At 45.8% G+C, this 19,167-nt stretch carries 34 protein-coding genes; 4 read left to right on the forward strand and 30 right to left on the reverse strand.

Features of this window, described 5'->3' with window-relative positions; genetic code table 11:
• Positions 1–53: 53 nt before the first annotated feature.
• A complete protein-coding gene (gene dbpA / locus KJB05_RS16435; protein ID WP_005437315.1) occupies positions 54–1,433 on the reverse strand; it encodes an ATP-dependent RNA helicase DbpA in 1,380 nt (459 codons plus the stop codon).
• Between the two features lie 146 nt (positions 1,434–1,579).
• Between dbpA and KJB05_RS16440 the strand changes: the two genes are divergently transcribed.
• Positions 1,580–2,032 carry a GNAT family N-acetyltransferase gene (locus tag KJB05_RS16440; RefSeq protein ID WP_208444343.1) on the forward strand — a complete coding sequence of 151 codons (453 nt, stop codon included), beginning with the start codon at positions 1,580–1,582 and terminating at the stop codon, positions 2,030–2,032.
• Positions 2,033–2,893, forward strand: a complete 861-nt coding sequence (locus tag KJB05_RS16445; protein ID WP_208444344.1) for a DMT family transporter — start codon at positions 2,033–2,035, stop codon at positions 2,891–2,893. It abuts the gene before it with no gap.
• Positions 2,894–2,955: 62 nt separating this feature from the next.
• On the opposite strand, the gene KJB05_RS16450 is transcribed toward KJB05_RS16445, so the two are convergent.
• Positions 2,956–3,552 (reverse strand): LysM-like peptidoglycan-binding domain-containing protein, encoded by a 597-nt coding sequence (locus tag KJB05_RS16450; RefSeq protein WP_208444345.1) that lies wholly within the window; start codon positions 3,550–3,552, stop codon positions 2,956–2,958.
• A 231-nt stretch (positions 3,553–3,783) separates the two neighbouring features.
• Here KJB05_RS16450 and KJB05_RS16455 point away from each other — a divergent pair, with 231 nt between their 5' ends.
• Complete coding sequence (locus KJB05_RS16455; RefSeq protein ID WP_005437303.1) at positions 3,784–4,404, forward strand: FKBP-type peptidyl-prolyl cis-trans isomerase; 621 nt, start codon at positions 3,784–3,786, stop codon at positions 4,402–4,404.
• A 151-nt stretch (positions 4,405–4,555) separates the two neighbouring features.
• Positions 4,556–5,035, forward strand: a complete 480-nt coding sequence (locus KJB05_RS16460) for a DUF2780 domain-containing protein (RefSeq protein ID WP_208444346.1) — start codon at positions 4,556–4,558, stop codon at positions 5,033–5,035.
• 157 nt (positions 5,036–5,192) lie between these two features.
• Here the strand turns inward: KJB05_RS16460 and rplQ are convergent, their stop codons facing one another.
• From rplQ to rpsJ, 28 genes are all read right to left on the reverse strand, one after another.
• A complete protein-coding gene (rplQ, locus tag KJB05_RS16465) occupies positions 5,193–5,573 on the reverse strand; it encodes a 50S ribosomal protein L17 (protein WP_005383141.1) in 381 nt (126 codons plus the stop codon).
• A gap of 26 nt (positions 5,574–5,599) precedes the next feature.
• Positions 5,600–6,592, reverse strand: coding sequence for a DNA-directed RNA polymerase subunit alpha (rpoA, locus tag KJB05_RS16470; protein WP_005383143.1), 993 nt, complete (start codon positions 6,590–6,592; stop codon positions 5,600–5,602).
• Between the two features lie 24 nt (positions 6,593–6,616).
• Positions 6,617–7,237 carry a 30S ribosomal protein S4 gene (gene rpsD / locus KJB05_RS16475; RefSeq protein ID WP_005383146.1) on the reverse strand — a complete coding sequence of 207 codons (621 nt, stop codon included), beginning with the start codon at positions 7,235–7,237 and terminating at the stop codon, positions 6,617–6,619.
• 27 nt (positions 7,238–7,264) lie between these two features.
• A complete protein-coding gene (gene rpsK / locus KJB05_RS16480) occupies positions 7,265–7,654 on the reverse strand; it encodes a 30S ribosomal protein S11 (protein ID WP_001118870.1) in 390 nt (129 codons plus the stop codon).
• A gap of 18 nt (positions 7,655–7,672) precedes the next feature.
• The gene (gene rpsM / locus KJB05_RS16485) at positions 7,673–8,029 is read right to left on the reverse strand and encodes a 30S ribosomal protein S13 (RefSeq protein ID WP_005435100.1); all 357 of its coding nucleotides are present in this window, start codon (positions 8,027–8,029) and stop codon (positions 7,673–7,675) included.
• A 149-nt stretch (positions 8,030–8,178) separates the two neighbouring features.
• On the reverse strand, positions 8,179–8,292 hold the full coding sequence (gene rpmJ, locus KJB05_RS16490) for a 50S ribosomal protein L36 (protein WP_000868186.1): 114 nt from the start codon (positions 8,290–8,292) through the stop codon (positions 8,179–8,181).
• A gap of 38 nt (positions 8,293–8,330) precedes the next feature.
• The gene (gene secY / locus KJB05_RS16495; RefSeq protein WP_005435093.1) at positions 8,331–9,665 is read right to left on the reverse strand and encodes a preprotein translocase subunit SecY; all 1,335 of its coding nucleotides are present in this window, start codon (positions 9,663–9,665) and stop codon (positions 8,331–8,333) included.
• 20 nt (positions 9,666–9,685) lie between these two features.
• Entirely contained in the window at positions 9,686–10,120 is a 435-nt protein-coding gene (rplO, locus tag KJB05_RS16500; protein ID WP_005435092.1) for a 50S ribosomal protein L15, read from the reverse strand.
• 6 nt (positions 10,121–10,126) lie between these two features.
• Positions 10,127–10,303, reverse strand: coding sequence for a 50S ribosomal protein L30 (gene rpmD, locus KJB05_RS16505; protein WP_000201159.1), 177 nt, complete (start codon positions 10,301–10,303; stop codon positions 10,127–10,129).
• A 7-nt stretch (positions 10,304–10,310) separates the two neighbouring features.
• Positions 10,311–10,814 (reverse strand): 30S ribosomal protein S5, encoded by a 504-nt coding sequence (gene rpsE / locus KJB05_RS16510; protein WP_005435090.1) that lies wholly within the window; start codon positions 10,812–10,814, stop codon positions 10,311–10,313.
• A 14-nt stretch (positions 10,815–10,828) separates the two neighbouring features.
• Positions 10,829–11,182, reverse strand: coding sequence for a 50S ribosomal protein L18 (gene rplR, locus KJB05_RS16515; RefSeq protein WP_005435088.1), 354 nt, complete (start codon positions 11,180–11,182; stop codon positions 10,829–10,831).
• Positions 11,183–11,191: 9 nt separating this feature from the next.
• Positions 11,192–11,725, reverse strand: a complete 534-nt coding sequence (gene rplF, locus KJB05_RS16520; protein WP_005435087.1) for a 50S ribosomal protein L6 — start codon at positions 11,723–11,725, stop codon at positions 11,192–11,194.
• A gap of 12 nt (positions 11,726–11,737) precedes the next feature.
• The gene (gene rpsH / locus KJB05_RS16525; RefSeq protein ID WP_009707834.1) at positions 11,738–12,130 is read right to left on the reverse strand and encodes a 30S ribosomal protein S8; all 393 of its coding nucleotides are present in this window, start codon (positions 12,128–12,130) and stop codon (positions 11,738–11,740) included.
• A 29-nt stretch (positions 12,131–12,159) separates the two neighbouring features.
• Complete coding sequence (gene rpsN / locus KJB05_RS16530; RefSeq protein ID WP_004410442.1) at positions 12,160–12,465, reverse strand: 30S ribosomal protein S14; 306 nt, start codon at positions 12,463–12,465, stop codon at positions 12,160–12,162.
• Positions 12,466–12,482: 17 nt separating this feature from the next.
• On the reverse strand, positions 12,483–13,022 hold the full coding sequence (gene rplE / locus KJB05_RS16535) for a 50S ribosomal protein L5 (RefSeq protein ID WP_004745887.1): 540 nt from the start codon (positions 13,020–13,022) through the stop codon (positions 12,483–12,485).
• A gap of 23 nt (positions 13,023–13,045) precedes the next feature.
• The gene (rplX, locus tag KJB05_RS16540; protein WP_005435084.1) at positions 13,046–13,363 is read right to left on the reverse strand and encodes a 50S ribosomal protein L24; all 318 of its coding nucleotides are present in this window, start codon (positions 13,361–13,363) and stop codon (positions 13,046–13,048) included.
• Between the two features lie 13 nt (positions 13,364–13,376).
• Positions 13,377–13,748: a 50S ribosomal protein L14 gene (gene rplN / locus KJB05_RS16545; protein ID WP_004410450.1), complete on the reverse strand. Its 372-nt coding sequence runs from the start codon at positions 13,746–13,748 to the stop codon at positions 13,377–13,379.
• Between the two features lie 164 nt (positions 13,749–13,912).
• Positions 13,913–14,167 (reverse strand): 30S ribosomal protein S17, encoded by a 255-nt coding sequence (gene rpsQ / locus KJB05_RS16550; RefSeq protein WP_005435082.1) that lies wholly within the window; start codon positions 14,165–14,167, stop codon positions 13,913–13,915.
• Positions 14,167–14,358 carry a 50S ribosomal protein L29 gene (rpmC, locus tag KJB05_RS16555; RefSeq protein ID WP_004410456.1) on the reverse strand — a complete coding sequence of 64 codons (192 nt, stop codon included), beginning with the start codon at positions 14,356–14,358 and terminating at the stop codon, positions 14,167–14,169. The genes rpsQ and rpmC overlap by 1 nt, the downstream gene beginning before the upstream one ends.
• Entirely contained in the window at positions 14,358–14,768 is a 411-nt protein-coding gene (rplP, locus tag KJB05_RS16560; protein ID WP_005379577.1) for a 50S ribosomal protein L16, read from the reverse strand. The genes rpmC and rplP overlap by 1 nt, the downstream gene beginning before the upstream one ends.
• An 11-nt stretch (positions 14,769–14,779) precedes the next feature.
• Positions 14,780–15,478, reverse strand: coding sequence for a 30S ribosomal protein S3 (gene rpsC, locus KJB05_RS16565; RefSeq protein WP_005435080.1), 699 nt, complete (start codon positions 15,476–15,478; stop codon positions 14,780–14,782).
• Positions 15,479–15,496: 18 nt separating this feature from the next.
• Positions 15,497–15,829 (reverse strand): 50S ribosomal protein L22, encoded by a 333-nt coding sequence (gene rplV, locus KJB05_RS16570; RefSeq protein ID WP_005383164.1) that lies wholly within the window; start codon positions 15,827–15,829, stop codon positions 15,497–15,499.
• A gap of 10 nt (positions 15,830–15,839) precedes the next feature.
• The gene (rpsS, locus tag KJB05_RS16575; RefSeq protein WP_005435078.1) at positions 15,840–16,118 is read right to left on the reverse strand and encodes a 30S ribosomal protein S19; all 279 of its coding nucleotides are present in this window, start codon (positions 16,116–16,118) and stop codon (positions 15,840–15,842) included.
• A 21-nt stretch (positions 16,119–16,139) separates the two neighbouring features.
• The gene (gene rplB / locus KJB05_RS16580) at positions 16,140–16,964 is read right to left on the reverse strand and encodes a 50S ribosomal protein L2 (protein WP_005435076.1); all 825 of its coding nucleotides are present in this window, start codon (positions 16,962–16,964) and stop codon (positions 16,140–16,142) included.
• Between the two features lie 15 nt (positions 16,965–16,979).
• Entirely contained in the window at positions 16,980–17,282 is a 303-nt protein-coding gene (gene rplW, locus KJB05_RS16585; RefSeq protein ID WP_004398471.1) for a 50S ribosomal protein L23, read from the reverse strand.
• Positions 17,279–17,881: a 50S ribosomal protein L4 gene (gene rplD / locus KJB05_RS16590; RefSeq protein WP_005435074.1), complete on the reverse strand. Its 603-nt coding sequence runs from the start codon at positions 17,879–17,881 to the stop codon at positions 17,279–17,281. The genes rplW and rplD overlap by 4 nt, the downstream gene beginning before the upstream one ends.
• 17 nt (positions 17,882–17,898) lie before the next feature.
• A complete protein-coding gene (gene rplC, locus KJB05_RS16595; protein WP_005435072.1) occupies positions 17,899–18,528 on the reverse strand; it encodes a 50S ribosomal protein L3 in 630 nt (209 codons plus the stop codon).
• Between the two features lie 14 nt (positions 18,529–18,542).
• Positions 18,543–18,854, reverse strand: coding sequence for a 30S ribosomal protein S10 (gene rpsJ, locus KJB05_RS16600; RefSeq protein ID WP_004410492.1), 312 nt, complete (start codon positions 18,852–18,854; stop codon positions 18,543–18,545).
• Positions 18,855–19,167 lie beyond the last annotated feature (313 nt).

Consider the following 19,167-nt stretch of genomic DNA (forward strand, 5'->3'; position numbering starts at 1 on the left):
CAAAAACAAAAAAACGGCTAAATCGTTAGCCGTTTTTTGCTGTATTGCTGATATTACTTCAATAAACGAGCACGGAACTGACGACCTTTCATCTTGCCGTTACTGATAGTTTGTAGCGCTTTCTTCGCCACTGACTTTTCTACCGCAACATAAGCACGCATTGGGAACAGGTGAATCTTGCCCACTTGCGCACCTGTGATGCCGTTTTTACCCGTTAAGCAACCTAGAATGTCGCCTGCGCGCACTTTCTGCTTCTTACCACCATCAATGTTAATCGTCACCATCTTCGCTTGATATGGCTGCTGATTAGATTTCGCTGGCAGTGTTGCTGGAACCACGTCCATGTCTAGATACTCTTCGATACGAGCCACACGCAGGCCGTCTTTTTCACCAAAGAAGCTGAATGCTAAGCCTTTGCTGCCAGCACGACCGGTACGACCAATACGGTGAACATGGACCTCTGGGTCACGAGACAATTCGAAGTTAAATACCGCATCTAGGTTGTCAACGTCCAAGCCGCGTGCCGCCACATCTGTTGCAACAAGGATAGAGACACTCTTGTTAGCAAACTGAACCAAGGCTTGATCACGTTCGCGTTGCTCTAGATCACCATGAAGATCGATAACACTGAATCCTTTGTGATGCAGTTCATCTGCTACATTCTGTACTTCTTTCTTCGTATTACAGAACACCACAGCCGACTCTGGCTGGTGCGTCAGTAGTAGGTTTGCCAGAGCTTCATCGCGCGCTTCTGAACCTTCTACGTTGTAAAAGTACTGCGCAATGCTTGACGTATCGTGAGTGGATTCTACTTTGATCATCTCTGGCGATTGCATAATACGTTGAGCGATCTGTTCGATTTTCTCAGGGAACGTTGCACTGAACAGCAAAGTCTGACGCTGCTTTGGCGCGGCTTCAATGATCGCATCGAGTGCATCTTGGAAGCCCATATCTAGCATACGGTCCGCTTCATCCAGAACTAGTGTGTTTAGCTCTTCTAGGTTAATGCGACCTTTCTCTAGATGATCAAGGATACGACCTGGCGTACCTACCAGAATATGTGCACCATGTTCTAGTGAACCGATTTGCGGTCCCATCGGCATACCACCACACAATGTCAGTACTTTAATGTTGTGAATACTACGGCCCAAAGTACGAATTTCTTTTGCCACCTGATCAGCCAGTTCACGCGTCGGACAAAGCACCAAAGATTGCACGCGGAAGCGTTTTACGTTTAGGTTGGATAGTACGCCAAGACCAAACGCCGCTGTTTTACCTGAGCCGGTTTTACCCTGACCAATCACATCACGCTGATTCAAAATCGCAGGTAAGCTCAACGCTTGAATTGGCGTCATATGGGTGTAGTTCAATGATTCAAGCGTCTCTAGTAGCGCTGGAGTAAGGCCTACTTGGTCAAAAGTTTGTTTGCTCACAGGGAAATATCCTCAGGTGGGATGAAAAAGAGGGCACATTATCGCCAGATTTGTCACGAAGACCAGTGAAAATTAACCATTGTTAATGAGTAATAGCAGAAAACGACGTAAAGTCAGCTGCATTCGCTTATTAATGGATATTGGAAATGATCAACTGGACTGCCCTACCTTTCTCTCAACTGACAACGACACAACTCTACGAGATGCTGCGCCTGCGCGTTGATGTCTTTGTGGTGGAGCAAACCTGTCCTTATCCAGAACTGGACGGCAAAGATACGTTAGAAGGCGTGTATCACCTATTGGGCTATCAGGGCGATGAGCTGATTGCCTGCGCACGATTATTGCCTGCTGGAACCACTTACGACAATGTGAGCATCGGTCGTGTGGTAACCAAACAAAGCGCTCGCGGTGGTGGTCTTGGGCATGAACTGCTTGAGCAAGCTTTACAACATTGCCAACAGTTTTGGACAGGCCAAACGATCGATATCGGAGCACAAGAACACCTGATGGCTTTCTATGCGAGCCATGGCTTTGAAGTGATTTCTGAAAGCTACCTTGAAGATGGCATCCCTCATGTCGATATGCGCCGAGCAAGCTAAATGTCGCCTCACCACCTGGCACTACTCTTACTGGTGATCGGAAATTTGGCGGCATCACTCTCCGATGTCGCCGTCAAACTGATTGAAGGCGGCATTAGCCCGTTTCAATATATGTTTGTGCGCCAACTGGCTTCACTGCTGCTCATCTTACCTTTTTACCTCAAACAAAAACCAAATAAACGTAGCCTAAAGCAAGCACCTATTACCTTGTTGCGAGCGCACCTAATATTGATTGGCAGTGGTTGTATGATGGTTGCGGTGACTCACCTCCCTCTGGCAACTGCCAACGCGGTTTTTTACGCCGCCCCTATTCTAATGCTGCCACTATCGATATTGTTTCTTAAAGAACATCCTCCACTAAGTAAAATCTTGCTCACTTGCTTCGGGTTCCTTGGTGTCCTAGTGGTACTCAGACCGGATCATTTTCATTGGGCTGCATTGTTTGCACTCGGCACGGCGACCACACTAGCGATGTTCAATATATTGGTAAGAAAGCTACCGAGCGAACAATCTGTCGTCACCACACTTTGGTGGACTACGTTGTTCTCGTTACCTATCTCCGCAATATTAGCTGGGGTTTACTGGCAATCAATAACGTGGCAAGAACTGGCATTGGTTATCGCGAGCGCGGTTTGTATCTTAAGTTATAACGGTTTGGCAGTATTGGCTTATCAAAAAGCGCCGGCGGGAGAGATAGCCTTAGCTGAATACTCAGGCTTAGTGTTTGTCACGCTCTTTGGGATATGGTGGTTTGATGAAATTCCAGATTGGCTGACGGCTATAGGGATAATAATGATCGTATTACCGCTCTTACCATGGAATAAAAGAAAAACACTCGCTGGAAAACAAATTAAACGTTAACAAATCAACAGCGATAAAAAAGGCGCGGATCATCGCGCCTTAAGAATAATGGTTATCTAACGTTATTTGTTGCGACCAAATGTGCCATCAGATAGACGGAAGAACATCACCGACTCACCACTTTTCTCTAGCTGAAGCATATCTAATTTGCCATCGTCAGCAAGCTTAAAGCGTACCAATTGACCTTGCTTAATGCGACTCAAAGGCTTGTCGCTGCCTTCAATTTTAACTAGGGCGTTTAAGTCTGCCATCGGCAATTGGTTACTTCGGAATACTTGGGCTAGCGTATCGCCGTTCTTCACCGTGTATTCTTTCCACTGCTCAGACTTAGGCTCTGAGTTTTGTGCAGAGCGCTGCTCACTTAAGCTTTGCGCGTTCAACTGAATCGCAACACGTTGATTCTCTACTTGGGTGTCTTCAAGCAGTACTTCTGTATCTTTTGGTACTGGGATGATCAAAAGCACCAACACCACTGGCACCAATACCATCAGTGCACGTTGATGTAGTTTTGGAAGACGATGCCAAAACTGAGTCACAGGCTGTAATCTTTCCTGCCACTTCTCTTTATTGAATGGCTGCTTCCAATCGATAGCAGCGAACTTTTGTTTCATCAATTCGACATGGTCGACTAGCTGCTTTTTCTTTCTGCGACGATTCATTCTGATGAGTCCCTTAATACTTCTGATGTCAGTATAAAAATACCAGCGCGGAGAGTATATGTTTTTCACCAAAGTAAAATGTAATTTGGCGTAAATTAGCAGAAATTTCACTTGGAGTAAGAGATAAGTCACACCCTCTACTCCTCATAGAGACATTCGAGCGCAATCATTTAAACCTAGCCTCGAACCTGATATCCTGTGCCTTTATCACTCCTAATAAGAGCGACATTCATGTCTGAAATTAAATTTGAAACTGCAGAACAAAAAGCAAGCTACGGTATTGGTCTGCAAATGGGTCAGCAACTTGCTGGTTCTGGTCTAGAAGGTCTTAGCGTTGACGCTATCGCTGCTGGTATTGCAACGGCACTAACTGGTGACATGCCTTCTATCGAAATCGACGAAATCAACAACGCACTGCAAGAGCTACACACTCGTGCAGAAGCAGTTCGTCAAGAAGCAGCTAAAGCTGCAGCGGCTGACGGCGAAGCGTTCCTAAAAGACAACGCTCTACGTCCAGAAGTAAACGTTCTTGAGTCTGGTCTTCAGTACGAAATCATCACTGAAGGTACTGGTGAAATCCCAACTGCTGCATCTCAAGTACGTGTTCACTACCATGGTGAGCTAACTGACGGCACTGTATTCGACAGCTCTGTATCTCGCGGTCAACCTGCTGAGTTCCCAGTAACTGGCGTAATCAAAGGTTGGGTTGAAGCTCTTCAACTAATGCCTGTTGGTTCTAAGTGGAAACTATACATCCCACAAGATCTAGCATACGGTGAGCGTGGCGCAGGTGCTGCTATCCCTCCATTTGCTGCTCTAGTATTCGAAGTAGAACTACTAGACATCCTGTAATTGAGACTCTCCTCAATACAAATTCGAAGCGGCGCTCACTAGCGCCGCTTTTTTTGTCTAAAATAAACAGACTTAAGCTCAACAACCTTAATGTCTCTGTTATCTTAAGTAGTGAATAAACAATAATAATCGCAAGCCACACGGAGGTATTATGCGTAAAACACTCCTCACCTTAACACTGCTTTCAATGAGCATTGGTACAGCCCACGCTTTTCTTGATGCAGTAACCGATAAGGAAAGCCAAGAAGGTTTAATGGACATGGTCAGCCAAGGCATGAATGCGGAATCATCTCCGCTCACCGATTTACTCACTAGCCAATTGCCCGTGTCAACCGAGCAAGCTGCAGGTGGTACGGGTGCCTTGTTAGCACTTGCACAAAGCCAATTGTCAGACCAAAACGGCAGCGAGCTGAAATCCCTAATTCCAGGCATGTCGAGTCTAGATGGCGCACAAAGCTTATTAGGTAATATTGAAAGTTTAAGTGCGGTACAAAGTACTTTTGATAAATTAGGACTAGACCCATCGATGATCAGTCAGTTTGCGCCAGTGATACTTGGCTATCTAGGTGACCAAGGCGCAAGTGAAGGCTTGCTGAATTCGTTAAGCGGATTGTGGGGGTCAGGCAGCTAGACGTTTCGCCTAAACATAAATTAAGGCTCAACATTCGATTATCGAAGATTAGCTTCGAGAGGGGAGACGGAAAACTAAATGTGTTTTCCCTTTCAAATACAACAGATACAAAAAAGCCGAGCTAATGCTCGGCTTTTTTTGTTCTTACGAACTGAGATTACTCAGCAGCTTCTTCAGCAGCTGGGCGATCTACAAGCTCAATGTAAGCCATTGGAGCTTTATCACCAGCACGGAAGCCAGCTTTTAGGATACGAGTGTAACCGCCCTGACGAGCAGCAAAACGTGGACCTAGTTCGTTAAACAGTTTTGCAACTACTTCGTTATCACGAGTACGTGCAAATGCTAGACGACGGTTAGCAACACTGTCAGTCTTAGCTAGTGTAATCAAAGGCTCAACTACGCGACGTAGCTCTTTTGCTTTTGGCAAAGTAGTCTTGATAACTTCATGACGTACTAGAGAGCTAGCCATGTTGCTGAACATCGCTTTACGATGTGAGCTGTTGCGGTTGAGTTGACGACCACTCTTACGATGGCGCATGACCTAATCCTTCTAACTAGTATCGATTAATCTTCAGCGATTGATGCAGGTGGCCAGTTTTCTAGGCGCATGCCCAGAGACAGACCACGTGACGCAAGTACATCTTTAATCTCAGTAAGAGATTTTTTACCAAGGTTAGGCGTTTTAAGTAGCTCAACCTCAGTACGTTGTACTAGATCACCGATGTAGTGAATCGCTTCTGCTTTCAGACAGTTAGCAGAGCGAACTGTTAGTTCAAGATCGTCTACAGGACGCAGTAGGATCGGATCGAATTCTGGCTTCTCTTCCTTCTCCTCAGGTACACGTACATCACGAAGATCTACGAACGCATCCAATTGTTCAGCTAGGATAGTAGCTGCACGACGGATTGCTTCCTCAGGTTCTAGAGTACCGTTTGTTTCCATATCGATAACAAGCTTGTCTAGATCAGTGCGCTGTTCTACACGAGCTGCTTCTACAGCGTAGGCAATTTTGTCTACAGGGCTGTAAGTAGCATCTACTAGTAGGCGACCGATTGGACGCTCGTCTTCTTCGTTATGGATACGCGCAGAAGCTGGAACATAACCACGACCACGTTCAACTTTGATACGCATTGCGATCTCAGCGTTGTCATCCGTTAGGTGACAAATTACGTGTTCAGGGTTAGCGATCTCTACATCACCATCATGGGTGATGTCACCTGCAACCACAGGGCCCGAGCCTGATTTGTTCAAAGTAATGAACACTTCATCTTTGCCTTCGGCAACGCGCACAGCCAAACCTTTAAGGTTTAGAAGAATTTCAAGAATATCTTCTTGAACGCCTTCTTTCGTGCTGTACTCATGAAGTACGCCTTCAATTTCTACTTCTGTTACAGCACAACCTGGCATAGAAGATAGAAGGATGCGGCGAAGTGCATTACCCAGAGTATGACCAAAGCCACGCTCTAATGGCTCAAGAGTTACTTTTGCGTGAGTCGAGCTGATTTGTTCGATGTCAACTAGACGTGGCTTAAGAAATTCTGTTACAGAACCCTGCATTGTGTCCTCTCTTTAGTTTAAACCTTACTTAGAGTAAAGCTCGACGATCAATTGTTCGTTGATGTCAGCTGATAGATCAGAACGCTCAGGCATACGCTTGAATGTACCTTCCATCTTGCCACCATCTACTTCAATCCAAGTTGGTTTTTCACGTTGTTCAGCAACTTCTAGAGCTGCTTTGATACGAGCTTGCTGTTTAGCTTTCTCGCGGATAGAAACAACGTCATTAGCCGCTACTTTGAAAGAAGGAACGTTTACAACTTTACCGTTAACTAGGATAGCTTTGTGGCTAACTAGCTGACGTGCTTCTGCGCGAGTTGCGCCAAAGCCCATGCGGTAAACTACGTTATCAAGACGACCTTCAAGAAGCTGAAGCAGGTTCTCACCTGTGTTGCCTTTAAGACGTGCAGCTTCTTTGTAGTAGTTACGGAATTGTTTTTCTAGAACGCCGTACATACGACGAACTTTTTGCTTCTCACGAAGCTGAACGCCATACTCAGATAGACGACCGCGACGAGCGCCGTGTACACCTGGTGCGTTATCAATTTTACACTTGGTATCGATCGCGCGAACACCAGACTTAAGGAATAAGTCAGTGCCTTCACGACGGCTAAGCTTCAGCTTAGGACCCAAATATCTTGCCATGATCTTTCTCCAGTAATCTAAAAAACGTTATACGCGACGTTTCTTAGGTGGACGACAACCGTTATGAGGGATTGGTGTAGCATCAACGATGTTTGTGATGCGGAAACCAGCAGCGTTCAGTGCGCGAACAGTAGATTCACGACCTGGACCTGGACCCTTAACCATAACTTCCAAGTTCTTTAGACCGTATTCTTTAGCCATTTCAGCACAACGCTCAGCAGCAACCTGTGCAGCGAACGGAGTAGACTTACGAGAACCACGGAAACCAGAACCACCTGCAGTAGCCCAAGCTAGAGCATTACCTTGACGGTCAGTAATGGTTACGATTGTGTTATTGAAAGAAGCATGGATGTGCGCAACGCCATCTGCAACTTGCTTGCGTACGCGCTTACGAGCGCGAGTTGGTTGTTTAGCCATTGTACTCTACCTTCCCGATTATTTCTTGATCGGCTTACGCGGACCCTTACGGGTGCGAGCATTGGTTTTAGTACGCTGTCCACGTAGTGGTAGACTGCGACGATGACGAAGACCACGGTAACAGCCAAGGTCCATAAGACGCTTGATGTTCATAGATACTTCACGACGTAGATCACCTTCTACAGTGTACTTAGCTACACCATCACGCAGTTGATCGATCTGCTCTTCAGTTAGTTCACTGATCTTAACATCTTCAGCAATACCCACTTCAGCTAGGATAGCTTGAGAGCGAGTTTTACCGATGCCGTAGATTGACGTAAGTGCAATCACAGCATGTTTTTGATCAGGAATGTTAATGCCTGCTATACGGGCCATTATTCACTCCTAAGTGTTTCTATAAAAGAATTAGCCGCAGCAAAGCCCGTTATGGATACGCTGCGGAGTACTACTTCTTTTGCACGCAAAAGGTAGGCCGAGGAATATACTCGACCTAACCTTCGTTTTCAAGTAAAAATTTCTGCTAATTAGCCTTGGCGCTGTTTGTGCTTTGGCTCACTGCAAATCACGCGAACGACACCGTTACGCTTGATTACTTTACAGTTACGGCAGATTTTTTTAACGGAAGCACGAACTTTCATTGCTAAACTCCGTAATTGAAACTGAGTCTACCGCCGTATTAACGACCGTAGCCTTTCAGATTCGCTTTCTTCAACACAGAATCATACTGTTGAGACATCAGATGAGTCTGTACCTGTGCCATAAAGTCCATGATAACAACAACTACGATAAGTAGTGATGTACCGCCGAAGTAGAAACGTACGTTCCACGCGACCATCATGAACTCGGGAATCAGACAGATAAAGGTAATGTACAGTGCGCCCGCTAGGGTTAAACGTGTCATTACTTTATCGATGTACTTCGCTGTCTGCTCACCTGGGCGGATACCGGGTACGAATGCACCGGACTTCTTCAAGTTATCCGCTGTTTCACGCGGGTTGAAAACCAACGCCGTGTAAAAGAAACAGAAGAAGATAATCGCTGCTGCATAAAGCATTACATACAGAGGCTGACCTGGGCTAAGAGCCAAAGACACGTCAGTTAACCAACCGAACGCGCTGCTCTCACCGTTCTGACCAAACCACTGAGCCAGTGTTCCTGGGAACAGGATAATACTTGATGCAAAAATCGCTGGAATAACACCTGCCATATTAATTTTAAGTGGCAGATGCGAGCTTTGTGCAGCAAATACTTTACGACCTTGTTGACGCTTAGCGTAGTTAACGACGATTCGGCGTTGACCACGTTCCATGAAAACAACGAAGTAAATTACTGCGAAAGCTAATACCGCGATTAACAGTAGAAGAAGTACATGCAATTCACCTTGACGCGCTTGCTCGATTGTTTGACCGATTGCAGAAGGCAATCCAGCAACAATACCTGCAAAAATCAGAATGGAAATACCATTACCGATTCCTCGCTCTGTAATTTGTTCACCTAACCACATTAGGAACATGGTACCGGTTACTAAACTTACGGTAGCAATTAGCGTAAACATGGTTTGGTTCATTACAACCAGATTGTCGACCATGTTTGGTAAGCCAGTTGCAATACCAATAGCTTGGAATGTTGCAAGTACAAGCGTGCCGTAGCGTGTATATTGGCTGATCTTACGACGGCCTGCTTCACCCTCTTTCTTGAGTTCCGCTAACGCTGGATGAACTACAGTTAGCAATTGGACAACAATAGATGCCGAAATATACGGCATGATGCCCAATGCTAATATAGATGCACGCTCAAGAGCACCACCGGAGAACATGTTAAACATTTCAACGATGGTACCTTTTTGCTGTTCGAACAAATCGGCAAGTACAGCAGCGTCAATACCAGGAATCGGCACAAATGAGCCGGCTCGGAATACTAAAAGTGCACCAATTACGAATAACAAGCGCGACTTTAGTTCACTTAAGCCGCTCTGAGCACTACGAAAATCTTGTCCTGGTTTCTTAGCCATCTGTACCTCGTTCCTCGAGATTATTCCTCGATTTTACCGCCTGCAGCTTCGATTGCAGCTTTAGCGCCTTTAGTCACACGTAGACCTTTAACAGTCACTGCTTTATCGATTTCACCAGATAGAACAACTTTTACGAATTCGATGTTCTTAGTGATGATGTTAGCAGCTTTAAGGCTGTTTAGATCAACCACGTCACCAGAAACTTTCGCTAGTTCACCTAGACGAACTTCAGCAGACACTAGGCTCTTACGAGAAGTGAAACCGAATTTTGGTAGACGTTGTTTCAGAGGCATCTGACCGCCTTCGAAACCTGGACGAACTTTACCGCCAGAACGTGATTTTTGACCTTTGTGACCACGGCCACCAGTTTTACCTAGGCCAGAACCGATACCACGACCTACACGCTTAGGAGCATGCTTAGAGCCAGCAGCCGGTGCAAGAGTATTCAAACGCATTTCTGATTACTCCTCAACTTTAACCATGTAGTAAACCTTGTTGATCATACCGCGTACGCACGGAGTATCTTCAAGTTCTACTGTGTGGTTGATTTTACGAAGACCTAGACCACGCAAAGTAGCTTTGTGCTTTGGTAGGCGGCCAATTGAGCTTTTAGTTTGAGTTACTTTAATAGTTGCCATGGTGTTCTTACTCCGAAATAGCTTCAACAGTTAGACCACGTTTAGCAGCAACCATTTCTGGCGACTTCATGCTACCTAGTGCATCGATCGTTGCACGAACGATGTTGATAGGGTTCGTAGAACCGTATGCTTTAGATAGTACGTTGTGTACGCCAGCAACTTCTAGTACTGCACGCATCGCACCACCTGCGATAACACCAGTACCTTCTGCAGCAGGTTGCATGTAAACTTTAGAGCCCGAATGGCGACCTTTCACTGGGTGGTGAAGAGTGCCTTCGTTTAGCGCGATAGTAGTCATGTTACGACGCGCTTTTTCCATTGCTTTTTGAATCGCTGCAGGTACTTCACGAGCTTTGCCGTAACCGAAACCTACACGACCGTTACCGTCACCAACTACTGTTAGTGCAGTGAAGCTCATGATTCGACCACCTTTAACCGTTTTAGAAACACGGTTAACTGCGATTAGCTTTTCTTGCAAATCATTCGCTTGAACTTGTTGTTCTTTAGCCATCTTCCAACCCTACCTTAGAATTTCAGACCAGCTTCGCGAGCAGATTCTGCTAGCGCCGCTACTCGACCGTGGTATTGGAAACCAGAACGATCAAATGCAACTGCAGTTACGCCTTTTTCAAGAGCGCGCTCAGCAACAGCTTTACCTACTGCTTTAGCTGCATCAACGTTACCAGTGTATTTCACTTGCTCACGGATCGCTTTTTCTACAGTAGAAGCTGCTGCGATAACCTCAGAGCCATTAGCCGCGATAACCTGTGCGTACACGTGACGAGGAGTACGGTGTACAACTAGGCGAGTCGCACCCAGTTCTGCAATCTTACGACGTGCGCGTGTAGCACGACGGATGCGAGATGCTTTCTTATCCATAGTGTTACCTTACTTCTTCTTAGCTTCTTTAGTACGCACATTTTCATCTGCGTAACGAACACCTTTACCTTTGTAAGGCTCAGGTTGACGGTAAGAACGAATGTCAGCCGCAACTTGACCAACTAGTTGCTTATCACAACCAGTGATGATGATTTCAGTTTGGCTTGGACATTCAGCTTTAATACCCGCTGGCAACTCGTGCTCAACTGGGTGAGAGAAGCCTAGTGTTAGACCTACAGCGTTGCCTTTGATAGCAGCACGGTAACCAACACCTTTAAGAGTTAGCTTCTTAGTAAAGCCTTCAGTAACACCAACAACCATGTTGTTAACTAGAGCGCGAGCTGTACCAGCTTGTGCCCATGCGTTAGCAGCACCTTCTTTAGGACCGAAGGTTAGGTTGTTTTCTTCCTGAGCGATAACCACAGCGCTGTTAAGAACGCGTGATAGTTCGCCCTTAGCACCTTTTACAGTGATTTCTTGGCCGTTTAGTTTCACCTCTACGCCAGCTGGAATAGCGACAGGTGCTTTAGCAACACGAGACATATTCTACTCCTATTAAGCTACGTAGCAGATGATTTCACCACCAAGACCTGCTTTACGTGCAGCGCGGTCTGACATAAGACCCTTGGAAGTAGAAACGATAGCAATACCAAGACCACCCATTACAGAAGGAAGATCATCTTTCTTCTTGTAAACGCGTAGACCTGGACGAGAAACACGTTTAAGTTGCTCGATTACTGGTTTAGCTTGGAAGTACTTAAGTGTAACTTCTAGCTCAGGTTTTGCTTCGCCTTCAACAGCGAAGTCAACGATGTAACCTTCAGCTTTTAGTAGTGCAGCAATTGCAACTTTAAGCTTTGAAGAAGGCATTTTAACAGCAACTTTGTTTGCTGCCTGACCGTTACGAACACGGGTCAGCATATCCGAAATCGGATCTTGCATGCTCATATGATTTACTCCAAATGATTAAGTGGCAATTACCAGCTAGCCTTACGAAGACCCGGAATCTCGCCTTTCATGCAAGCTTCACGAACCTTAATACGGCTTAGACCGAACTTACGTAGGTAACCGTGTGGACGACCAGTTTGGTTACAACGGTTGCGCTGACGTGATGCACTTGAATCACGTGGAAGAGATTGCAGTGTAAGAACCGCATTCCAACGATCTTCTTCAGATGCGTTTACATCGCTGATGATAGCTTTTAGCGCTGCACGCTTTTCAGCGAACTTAGCTACTAGCTTCGCACGCTTTGCTTCACGTGCTTTCATTGAATTTTTAGCCATAACAGTAACCCTTCACCTTACTTACGGAATGGGAAGTTAAAGGCAGCCAGCAGAGCACGGCCTTCCTCATCAGTACCAGCAGACGTCGTAATAGTGATGTCTAGACCGCGTACTCGATCAACTTTATCAAAGTCGATTTCCGGGAAGATGATTTGCTCGCGAACGCCCATGCTGTAGTTACCGCGACCGTCAAAAGACTTAGCGCTAACACCACGGAAGTCACGTACTCGTGGAAGAGCGATGTTAATCAAACGCTCAAGAAAATCCCACATACGTTCGCCACGCAAGGTTACTTTACAACCGATAGGGTAGCCTTCACGGATTTTGAAACCTGCAACAGATTTACGAGCTTTAGTGATAAGTGGCTTTTGACCAGAGATCGTTGCCATATCAGCAGCTGCGTTTTCTAGCAGTTTCTTATCGTTGATTGCTTCACCAACACCCATGTTTAGGGTGATTTTCTCGATTCTAGGGACTTGCATGACGCTTGTGTAGCTAAACTGTTTGGTCAGTTCAGCGACTACAGACGACTTGTAGTAATCATGCAGTTTCGCCATAGTAGAACTCCAAATTACTTCTATTAGTTAGAAACGATTTCGTTGTTAGACTTAAAGAAACGAACTTTCTTACCATCTTCAAAACGGAAACCGATACGGTCAGCTTTACCAGTAGCTGCGTTAAAGATCGCCACGTTAGAAACATCGATAGCTGCTTCTTGCTCTACGATACCGCCTTGGATACCTAGTGCAGGAACAGGTTTCTGGTGTTTCTTAACAAGGTTGATACCTTCAACGATAACTTTACCAGTTGCTAGGACCTTAGTTACTTTACCTTTCTTGCCTTTGTCTTTACCAGCAAGAACGATTACTTCGTCATTACGACGGATTTTAGCTGCCATTTCTACGTGCTCCTTACAGAACTTCTGGAGCCAGTGAAACGATCTTCATGAACTTATCGCCACGAAGTTCGCGTGTCACAGGACCAAAGATACGTGTACCGATTGGTTGCTCAGTGTTGTCGTTCAACAATACACAAGCATTTCGGTCGAAGCGAATGACAGAACCGTCAGGACGACGTACGCCTTTACGGGTGCGCACTACCACCGCCTTCAGAACGTCACCTTTTTTAACTTTACCGCGAGGAATTGCTTCCTTAACAGTAACTTTGATAACGTCACCGATATGTGCATAACGGCGGTGAGAGCCACCCAGAACCTTAATACACATTACGCTGCGTGCGCCTGAGTTATCAGCTGCGTCCAGCATACTTTGCATTTGGATCATGTTAGTGCTCCGCTAAATAATAAAAAAACTAGACCCTCTCGGGTCGGGCTGCCTCTTTAAAAGGGACGCGAATTGTACCACCCTTTTTTCAGATTGGGTAGTCAAAAAATAAACGGCTCCAAAAATTATTTTTGGAGCCGTTTTTAATCATAGAATAAAGAAGATTAGATCTTCGCTTTTTCTAGGACTTTTACCAATGTCCAAGACTTAGTCTTAGACAGTGGACGACACTCAGCGATTTCAACTGTGTCGCCTAGGCCACACTCGTTGTTCTCGTCATGTGCGTGTACTTTAGTCGTGCGCTTTACGAATTTACCGTAAATTGGGTGTTTAACCATGCGCTCGATAGCAACTACGATAGACTTGTCCATCTTGTCGCTAACAACACGACCTTGTTGAGTACGTTTTACTTCGCTCATTATGCGCCTGCCTTCTCAGTCAAAACAGTTTTCACACGTGCGATATCACGGCGTACAGCTTTCAGAGTATGAGTTTGCTGTAGCTGACCAGTTGCAGCTTGCATGCGCAAGTTGAACTGTTCGCGTAGCAAATTCAATAGCTCAGCGTTAAGCTCTTCAACGCTTTTCTCGCGTAGATCTTGTGCTTTCATCACATCACCTGCTTAGTTACAAATGTAGTTTTGAATGGCAGTTTACGAGCCGCTAGGCGGAACGCTTCACGAGCCAATTCTTCAGGTACACCACCCATTTCGTACATAACCTTACCAGGTTGGATTTGGGCTACCCAGTACTCAACGTTACCTTTACCCTTACCTTGACGAACTTCAAGTGGTTTTTCTGTGATTGGTTTGTCTGGGAACACACGGATCCAGATTTTACCTTGACGCTTAACGTGACGTGTCATTGCACGACGTGCCGCTTCAATTTGACGAGCAGTTAGACGACCACGGCCAACAGCTTTAAGACCGAATTCGCCGAAGCTTACATCAGTACCTTTAGCTAGACCACGGTTACGACCTGTCTGAACCTTACGGAACTTAGTACGTTTAGGTTGTAGCATCTGTCGACTCCTTACTTACGGCCTTTACGCTGCTTCTTAGGCTTGTCGCCTTTAGGCTCTACAGCGTTAGCTGCTGGCATACCACCTAGGATCTCACCTTTGAAGATCCAAGTTTTAATGCCGATCACACCGTATTGAGTGTGAGCCGAAGAAGTTGCGTAATCAATGTCTGCACGTAGAGTGTGTAGAGGTACACGACCTTCACGGTACCACTCAGAACGTGCGATTTCAGCGCCGCCTAGACGACCGCTTACTTCCACTTTGATGCCTTTAGCACCTAGACGCATTGCGTTTTGTACCGCGCGCTTCATAGCACGACGGAACATAACACGACGCTCTAGTTGAGACGCGATGCTGTCACCAACAAGCTGTGCATCAAGCTCAGGCTTGCGTACTTCAGCGATGTTAATTTGAGCTGGTACACCTGCAATTTTAGCTACAGCTGCACGTAGTTTCTCAACGTCTTCACCTTTCTTACCGATTACAACGCCTGGACGAGCAGTGTGAATAGTCACACGGATGCTCTTAGCAGGACGCTCGATAACGATACGTGAAAGAGATGCTTTTTGTAGTTCCTTAGTTAGGAACTGACGTACCTTGAAGTCGCCGTCTAGGTTGTCAGCGAAATCTTTGGTGTTAGCAAACCATGTAGCATTCCAAGGCTTAACGATGCCAAGACGAATACCATTAGGATGTACTTTTTGACCCATTGCTTACTCTCCTAGTCTCTAGCGATCTGCTACAACAACAGTGATGTGGCTTGAACGCTTCAAGATACGATCCGCACGACCTTTAGCACGAGGCATAATACGCTTCATGGTTGGGCCTTCATCTACAAAGATTTTTGCGACATTCAGATCGTCAATATCTGCACCTTCGTTGTGCTCCGCGTTAGCGATAGCAGACTCTAGAACTTTCTTAACTAGAGCAGCAGCTTTTTTGTTGCTGAACGTTAGAATTTCTAGAGCTTGGTCAACAGATTTACCACGAATTAGATCCGCAACTAAGCGAGCTTTCTGAGGCGAAATGCGAGCAAAGTTATGTTTAGCAATAGCTTCCATTATTTACTCCTTAACGCTTCTTAGCTTTCTTATCCGCAGCGTGACCGCGGTAAGTACGTGTTGGTGCGAATTCACCTAGTTTGTGACCGATCATTTCTTCGGTAACGAAAACTGGTACGTGCTGACGACCATTATGGACAGCGATGGTCAAACCGATCATCGTAGGGATGATCATTGAACGACGGGACCAAGTCTTAATAGGCTTTTTGTCTCCGCTTTCCACCGCTTTCTCTACCTTCTTCAGCAAGTGTAGGTCAATAAAAGGACCTTTCTTGAGAGAACGTGGCATGGCGATTCCTCTTTAAATAGATTACTTGTTACGACGACGTACGATGTACTTGTCAGTGCGTTTGTTCTTACGAGTTTTGAAGCCTTTAGTAGGCATACCCCAAGGAGATACTGGGTGACGACCGCCAGATGTACGACCTTCACCACCACCGTGTGGGTGGTCAACCGGGTTCATTACTACACCACGTACGGTTGGACGTACGCCGCGCCAGCGTGAAGCACCAGCTTTACCAAGTTCACGTAGCATGTGCTCAGAGTTACCAACTTCACCGATTGTTGCACGGCCTTCAGAAAGAACTTTGCGCATTTCGCCAGAACGTAGACGGATAGTTACGTACGCACCGTCGCGAGCAACGATTTGAGCGTAAGCACCAGCCGAACGAGCTAGCTGACCACCTTTACCAGGTTTTAGTTCAACGTTGTGTACAGTTGAACCTACTGGGATGTTACGCATTGGTAGAGTGTTACCCGCTTTAATCGGTGCATCAACACCAGATTGGATAACATCACCCGCGTTAACACCTTTAGGTGCTAGGATGTAGCGACGCTCACCGTCTTTGTAAAGAACTAGAGCAATGTTTGCGCTACGGTTTGGATCGTATTCTAGACGCTCAACTTTCGCTGGGATGCCATCTTTAGTACGTTTGAAGTCAACTACACGGTAGTGGTGCTTGTGACCACCGCCGATGTGACGTACTGTGATACGACCGTTGTTGTTACGACCACCGTTCTTAGAGTTTTTCTCTAGAAGAGGTGCGTATGGCTTGCCCTTGTGTAGGTCAGCGTTAACAACTTTAACAACGTGACGACGACCAGGGGAAGTCGGCTTACATTTAACAATAGCCATTCTTAACTACTCCTGTTATTCCGCGCCGCCAACGAAGTCAAGATCTTGACCTTCTTTCAAAGTAACGTACGCTTTCTTAACGTCGCTGCGGCGACCTTGGCGTAGACCTTGACGTTTGGTCTTACCCTTAGTGATAAGAGTATTTACAGACTTAACTTCAACTTCAAAAAGCTTTTCTACAGCTGCTTTGATCTCTTTTTTAGTTGCATCTTTAGCTACTTTGAAAACGATAGTGTTCGCTTTCTCAGCTGCCATAGTTGCTTTTTCAGAGATGTGCGGAGCACGTAGAACTTTTAGGATACGCTCTTCAGTGATCATGCTAGCATCTCCTCAACTTGCTTAACTGCTTCTGCAGTCATTACAACTTTGTCGAACGCGATTAGTGAAACTGGATCGATACCAGCAACGTCACGTGCGTCAACTTTGTATAGGTTACGAGCAGCTAGGAATAGATTCTCATCTACTTCGCTAGTCACGATTAGAGCGTCAGTTAGCTCAAGCTCTTTAAGCTTAGCAACTAGCTCTTTAGTCTTTGGCGCTTCAACTGAGAAGTTATCAACAACGATTAGACGCTCTTGACGAACTAGCTCAGAAAGAATGCTCTTCATAGCACCGCGGTACATTTTTTTGTTTACTTTTTGGCTGTGATCTTGTGGTTTCGCAGCAAAAGTAACACCACCTGTACGCCAGATTGGGCTACGGATTGTACCAGCACGCGCACGGCCAGTACCTTTTTGACGCCATGGCTTAGCGCCACCGCCAGAAACTTCTGAACGTGTTTTTTGAGCACGAGTACCTTGACGAGCACCTGCTGCAAATGCAACAACTACTTGGTGTACAAGAGCTTCGTTAAACTCACGTCCGAAAGTAGTTTCGGAAACAGTTAGTGCATCAGCACCTTTAACCATTAGTTCCATTACTTACTCCTGAGACGTTATGCTTTAACAGCTGGTTTAACGATCACGTTGCCACCTGTTGAGCCTGGTACTGCACCTTTGATAAGAAGCAGATTGCGCTCAGCGTCAACACGTACGATCTCTAGGTTTTGAGTCGTTACACGCTCAGCACCCATGTGACCTGCCATTTTCTTGCCTTTAAATACGCGACCTGGAGTTTGACATTGGCCAATTGAACCCGGTGCACGGTGAGACAATGAGTTACCGTGAGTCATATCTTGAGTACGGAAGTTCCAACGCTTAACAGCGCCTTGGAAACCTTTACCTTTAGATGTACCAGTAACGTCTACTTTCTTAGTTTCGTTGAATAGTTCAACTGTTAGCTCAGCGCCAACTGCAAACTCTTCACCGTTTTCCAAACGGAATTCCCAAAGACCACGACCAGCTTCAACGCCAGCTTTAGCAAAGTGACCTGCTTCAGCTTTGTTTACGCGGTTAGCTTTCTTAGAACCAGCAGTTACCTGGATTGCAGCGTAGCCATCTGTCTCAAGAGTTTTAACTTGAGATACACGGTTTGCTTCAACTTCAACAACTGTTACTGGGATAGAAACGCCGTCTTCAGTAAATACGCGGGTCATGCCCACTTTACGACCGATTAGACCAATCATTCTTCTAATCTCCCTTAACCTAGGCTAATTTGAACGTCAACGCCCGCAGCAAGGTCTAGACGCATTAGAGCATCAACAGTTTTGTCTGTTGGCTCAACGATGTCGATTAGACGCTTGTGAGTACGAATTTCGTACTGGTCACGTGCTTTCTTGTTAACGTGTGGAGAGATAAGAACTGTGAAACGCTCTTTACGAGTAGGTAGTGGGATTGGACCACGAACCTGTGCGCCAGTGCGCTTAGCTGTTTCAACGATTTCCGCTGTAGAAGCATCGATTAGTTTGTAATCGAAAGCTTTTAGGCGGATACGGATACGTTGGTTCTGCATGAGACAGAGCTCCAATATTAAAAATTACACAAACAATATCGCCACTCAGACTCGTCAAGACGAGAGAATGCCGATTGATTTATGTGAAACCGTAGCGTCCAAGATTAGGACACATTGTCAGTTAATTTTCGATTAACTACCCCTATATGCCAGAGTCACGTCTGGGGATAGTTTTTCCGAAGAAAAGATAGCTAATTGTATTAACCGCGAACATAAGCTGAGTCTACATTACCTCGCAAATCCGAAGATTTACTCGCTCCTCACTGCTCATTGGTTCACAACTGGCTTAACCAGTGCGCTGCATTATACAGAT

The sequence above is a fragment of the Vibrio sp. B1ASS3 genome, assembly GCF_905175355.1.
Lineage (GTDB): Bacteria > Pseudomonadota > Gammaproteobacteria > Enterobacterales > Vibrionaceae > Vibrio > Vibrio owensii.

Bases quoted from the DNA above. Each gene is read 5' to 3' on its own strand.
- KJB05_RS16440 (WP_208444343.1), top strand. From the start codon at position 1,580: ATGATCAACTGGACTGCCCTACCTTTCTCTCAACTGACAACGACACAA.
- KJB05_RS16445 (WP_208444344.1), top strand. From the start codon at position 2,033: ATGTCGCCTCACCACCTGGCACTACTCTTACTGGTGATCGGAAATTTG.
- KJB05_RS16450 (WP_208444345.1), bottom strand. From the start codon at position 3,552: ATGAATCGTCGCAGAAAGAAAAAGCAGCTAGTCGACCATGTCGAATTG.
- KJB05_RS16455 (WP_005437303.1), top strand. From the start codon at position 3,784: ATGTCTGAAATTAAATTTGAAACTGCAGAACAAAAAGCAAGCTACGGT.
- KJB05_RS16460 (WP_208444346.1), top strand. From the start codon at position 4,556: ATGCGTAAAACACTCCTCACCTTAACACTGCTTTCAATGAGCATTGGT.
- rplQ (WP_005383141.1), bottom strand. From the start codon at position 5,573: ATGCGCCATCGTAAGAGTGGTCGTCAACTCAACCGCAACAGCTCACAT.
- rpoA (WP_005383143.1), bottom strand. From the start codon at position 6,592: ATGCAGGGTTCTGTAACAGAATTTCTTAAGCCACGTCTAGTTGACATC.
- rpsD (WP_005383146.1), bottom strand. From the start codon at position 7,237: ATGGCAAGATATTTGGGTCCTAAGCTGAAGCTTAGCCGTCGTGAAGGC.
- rpsK (WP_001118870.1), bottom strand. From the start codon at position 7,654: ATGGCTAAACAACCAACTCGCGCTCGTAAGCGCGTACGCAAGCAAGTT.
- rpsM (WP_005435100.1), bottom strand. From the start codon at position 8,029: ATGGCCCGTATAGCAGGCATTAACATTCCTGATCAAAAACATGCTGTG.
- rpmJ (WP_000868186.1), bottom strand. From the start codon at position 8,292: ATGAAAGTTCGTGCTTCCGTTAAAAAAATCTGCCGTAACTGTAAAGTA.
- secY (WP_005435093.1), bottom strand. From the start codon at position 9,665: ATGGCTAAGAAACCAGGACAAGATTTTCGTAGTGCTCAGAGCGGCTTA.
- rplO (WP_005435092.1), bottom strand. From the start codon at position 10,120: ATGCGTTTGAATACTCTTGCACCGGCTGCTGGCTCTAAGCATGCTCCT.
- rpmD (WP_000201159.1), bottom strand. From the start codon at position 10,303: ATGGCAACTATTAAAGTAACTCAAACTAAAAGCTCAATTGGCCGCCTA.
- rpsE (WP_005435090.1), bottom strand. From the start codon at position 10,814: ATGGCTAAAGAACAACAAGTTCAAGCGAATGATTTGCAAGAAAAGCTA.
- rplR (WP_005435088.1), bottom strand. From the start codon at position 11,182: ATGGATAAGAAAGCATCTCGCATCCGTCGTGCTACACGCGCACGTCGT.
- rplF (WP_005435087.1), bottom strand. From the start codon at position 11,725: ATGTCTCGTGTTGCTAAAGCACCTGTCGCTATTCCAGCTGGCGTAGAG.
- rpsH (WP_009707834.1), bottom strand. From the start codon at position 12,130: ATGAGCATGCAAGATCCGATTTCGGATATGCTGACCCGTGTTCGTAAC.
- rpsN (WP_004410442.1), bottom strand. From the start codon at position 12,465: ATGGCTAAAAATTCAATGAAAGCACGTGAAGCAAAGCGTGCGAAGCTA.
- rplE (WP_004745887.1), bottom strand. From the start codon at position 13,022: ATGGCGAAACTGCATGATTACTACAAGTCGTCTGTAGTCGCTGAACTG.
- rplX (WP_005435084.1), bottom strand. From the start codon at position 13,363: ATGGCAGCTAAAATCCGTCGTAATGACGAAGTAATCGTTCTTGCTGGT.
- rplN (WP_004410450.1), bottom strand. From the start codon at position 13,748: ATGATCCAAATGCAAAGTATGCTGGACGCAGCTGATAACTCAGGCGCA.
- rpsQ (WP_005435082.1), bottom strand. From the start codon at position 14,167: ATGAGCGAAGTAAAACGTACTCAACAAGGTCGTGTTGTTAGCGACAAG.
- rpmC (WP_004410456.1), bottom strand. From the start codon at position 14,358: ATGAAAGCACAAGATCTACGCGAGAAAAGCGTTGAAGAGCTTAACGCT.
- rplP (WP_005379577.1), bottom strand. From the start codon at position 14,768: ATGCTACAACCTAAACGTACTAAGTTCCGTAAGGTTCAGACAGGTCGT.
- rpsC (WP_005435080.1), bottom strand. From the start codon at position 15,478: ATGGGTCAAAAAGTACATCCTAATGGTATTCGTCTTGGCATCGTTAAG.
- rplV (WP_005383164.1), bottom strand. From the start codon at position 15,829: ATGGAAGCTATTGCTAAACATAACTTTGCTCGCATTTCGCCTCAGAAA.
- rpsS (WP_005435078.1), bottom strand. From the start codon at position 16,118: ATGCCACGTTCTCTCAAGAAAGGTCCTTTTATTGACCTACACTTGCTG.
- rplB (WP_005435076.1), bottom strand. From the start codon at position 16,964: ATGGCTATTGTTAAATGTAAGCCGACTTCCCCTGGTCGTCGTCACGTT.
- rplW (WP_004398471.1), bottom strand. From the start codon at position 17,282: ATGATCACTGAAGAGCGTATCCTAAAAGTTCTACGTGCTCCGCACATC.
- rplD (WP_005435074.1), bottom strand. From the start codon at position 17,881: ATGGAACTAATGGTTAAAGGTGCTGATGCACTAACTGTTTCCGAAACT.
- rplC (WP_005435072.1), bottom strand. From the start codon at position 18,528: ATGATTGGTCTAATCGGTCGTAAAGTGGGCATGACCCGCGTATTTACT.
- rpsJ (WP_004410492.1), bottom strand. From the start codon at position 18,854: ATGCAGAACCAACGTATCCGTATCCGCCTAAAAGCTTTCGATTACAAA.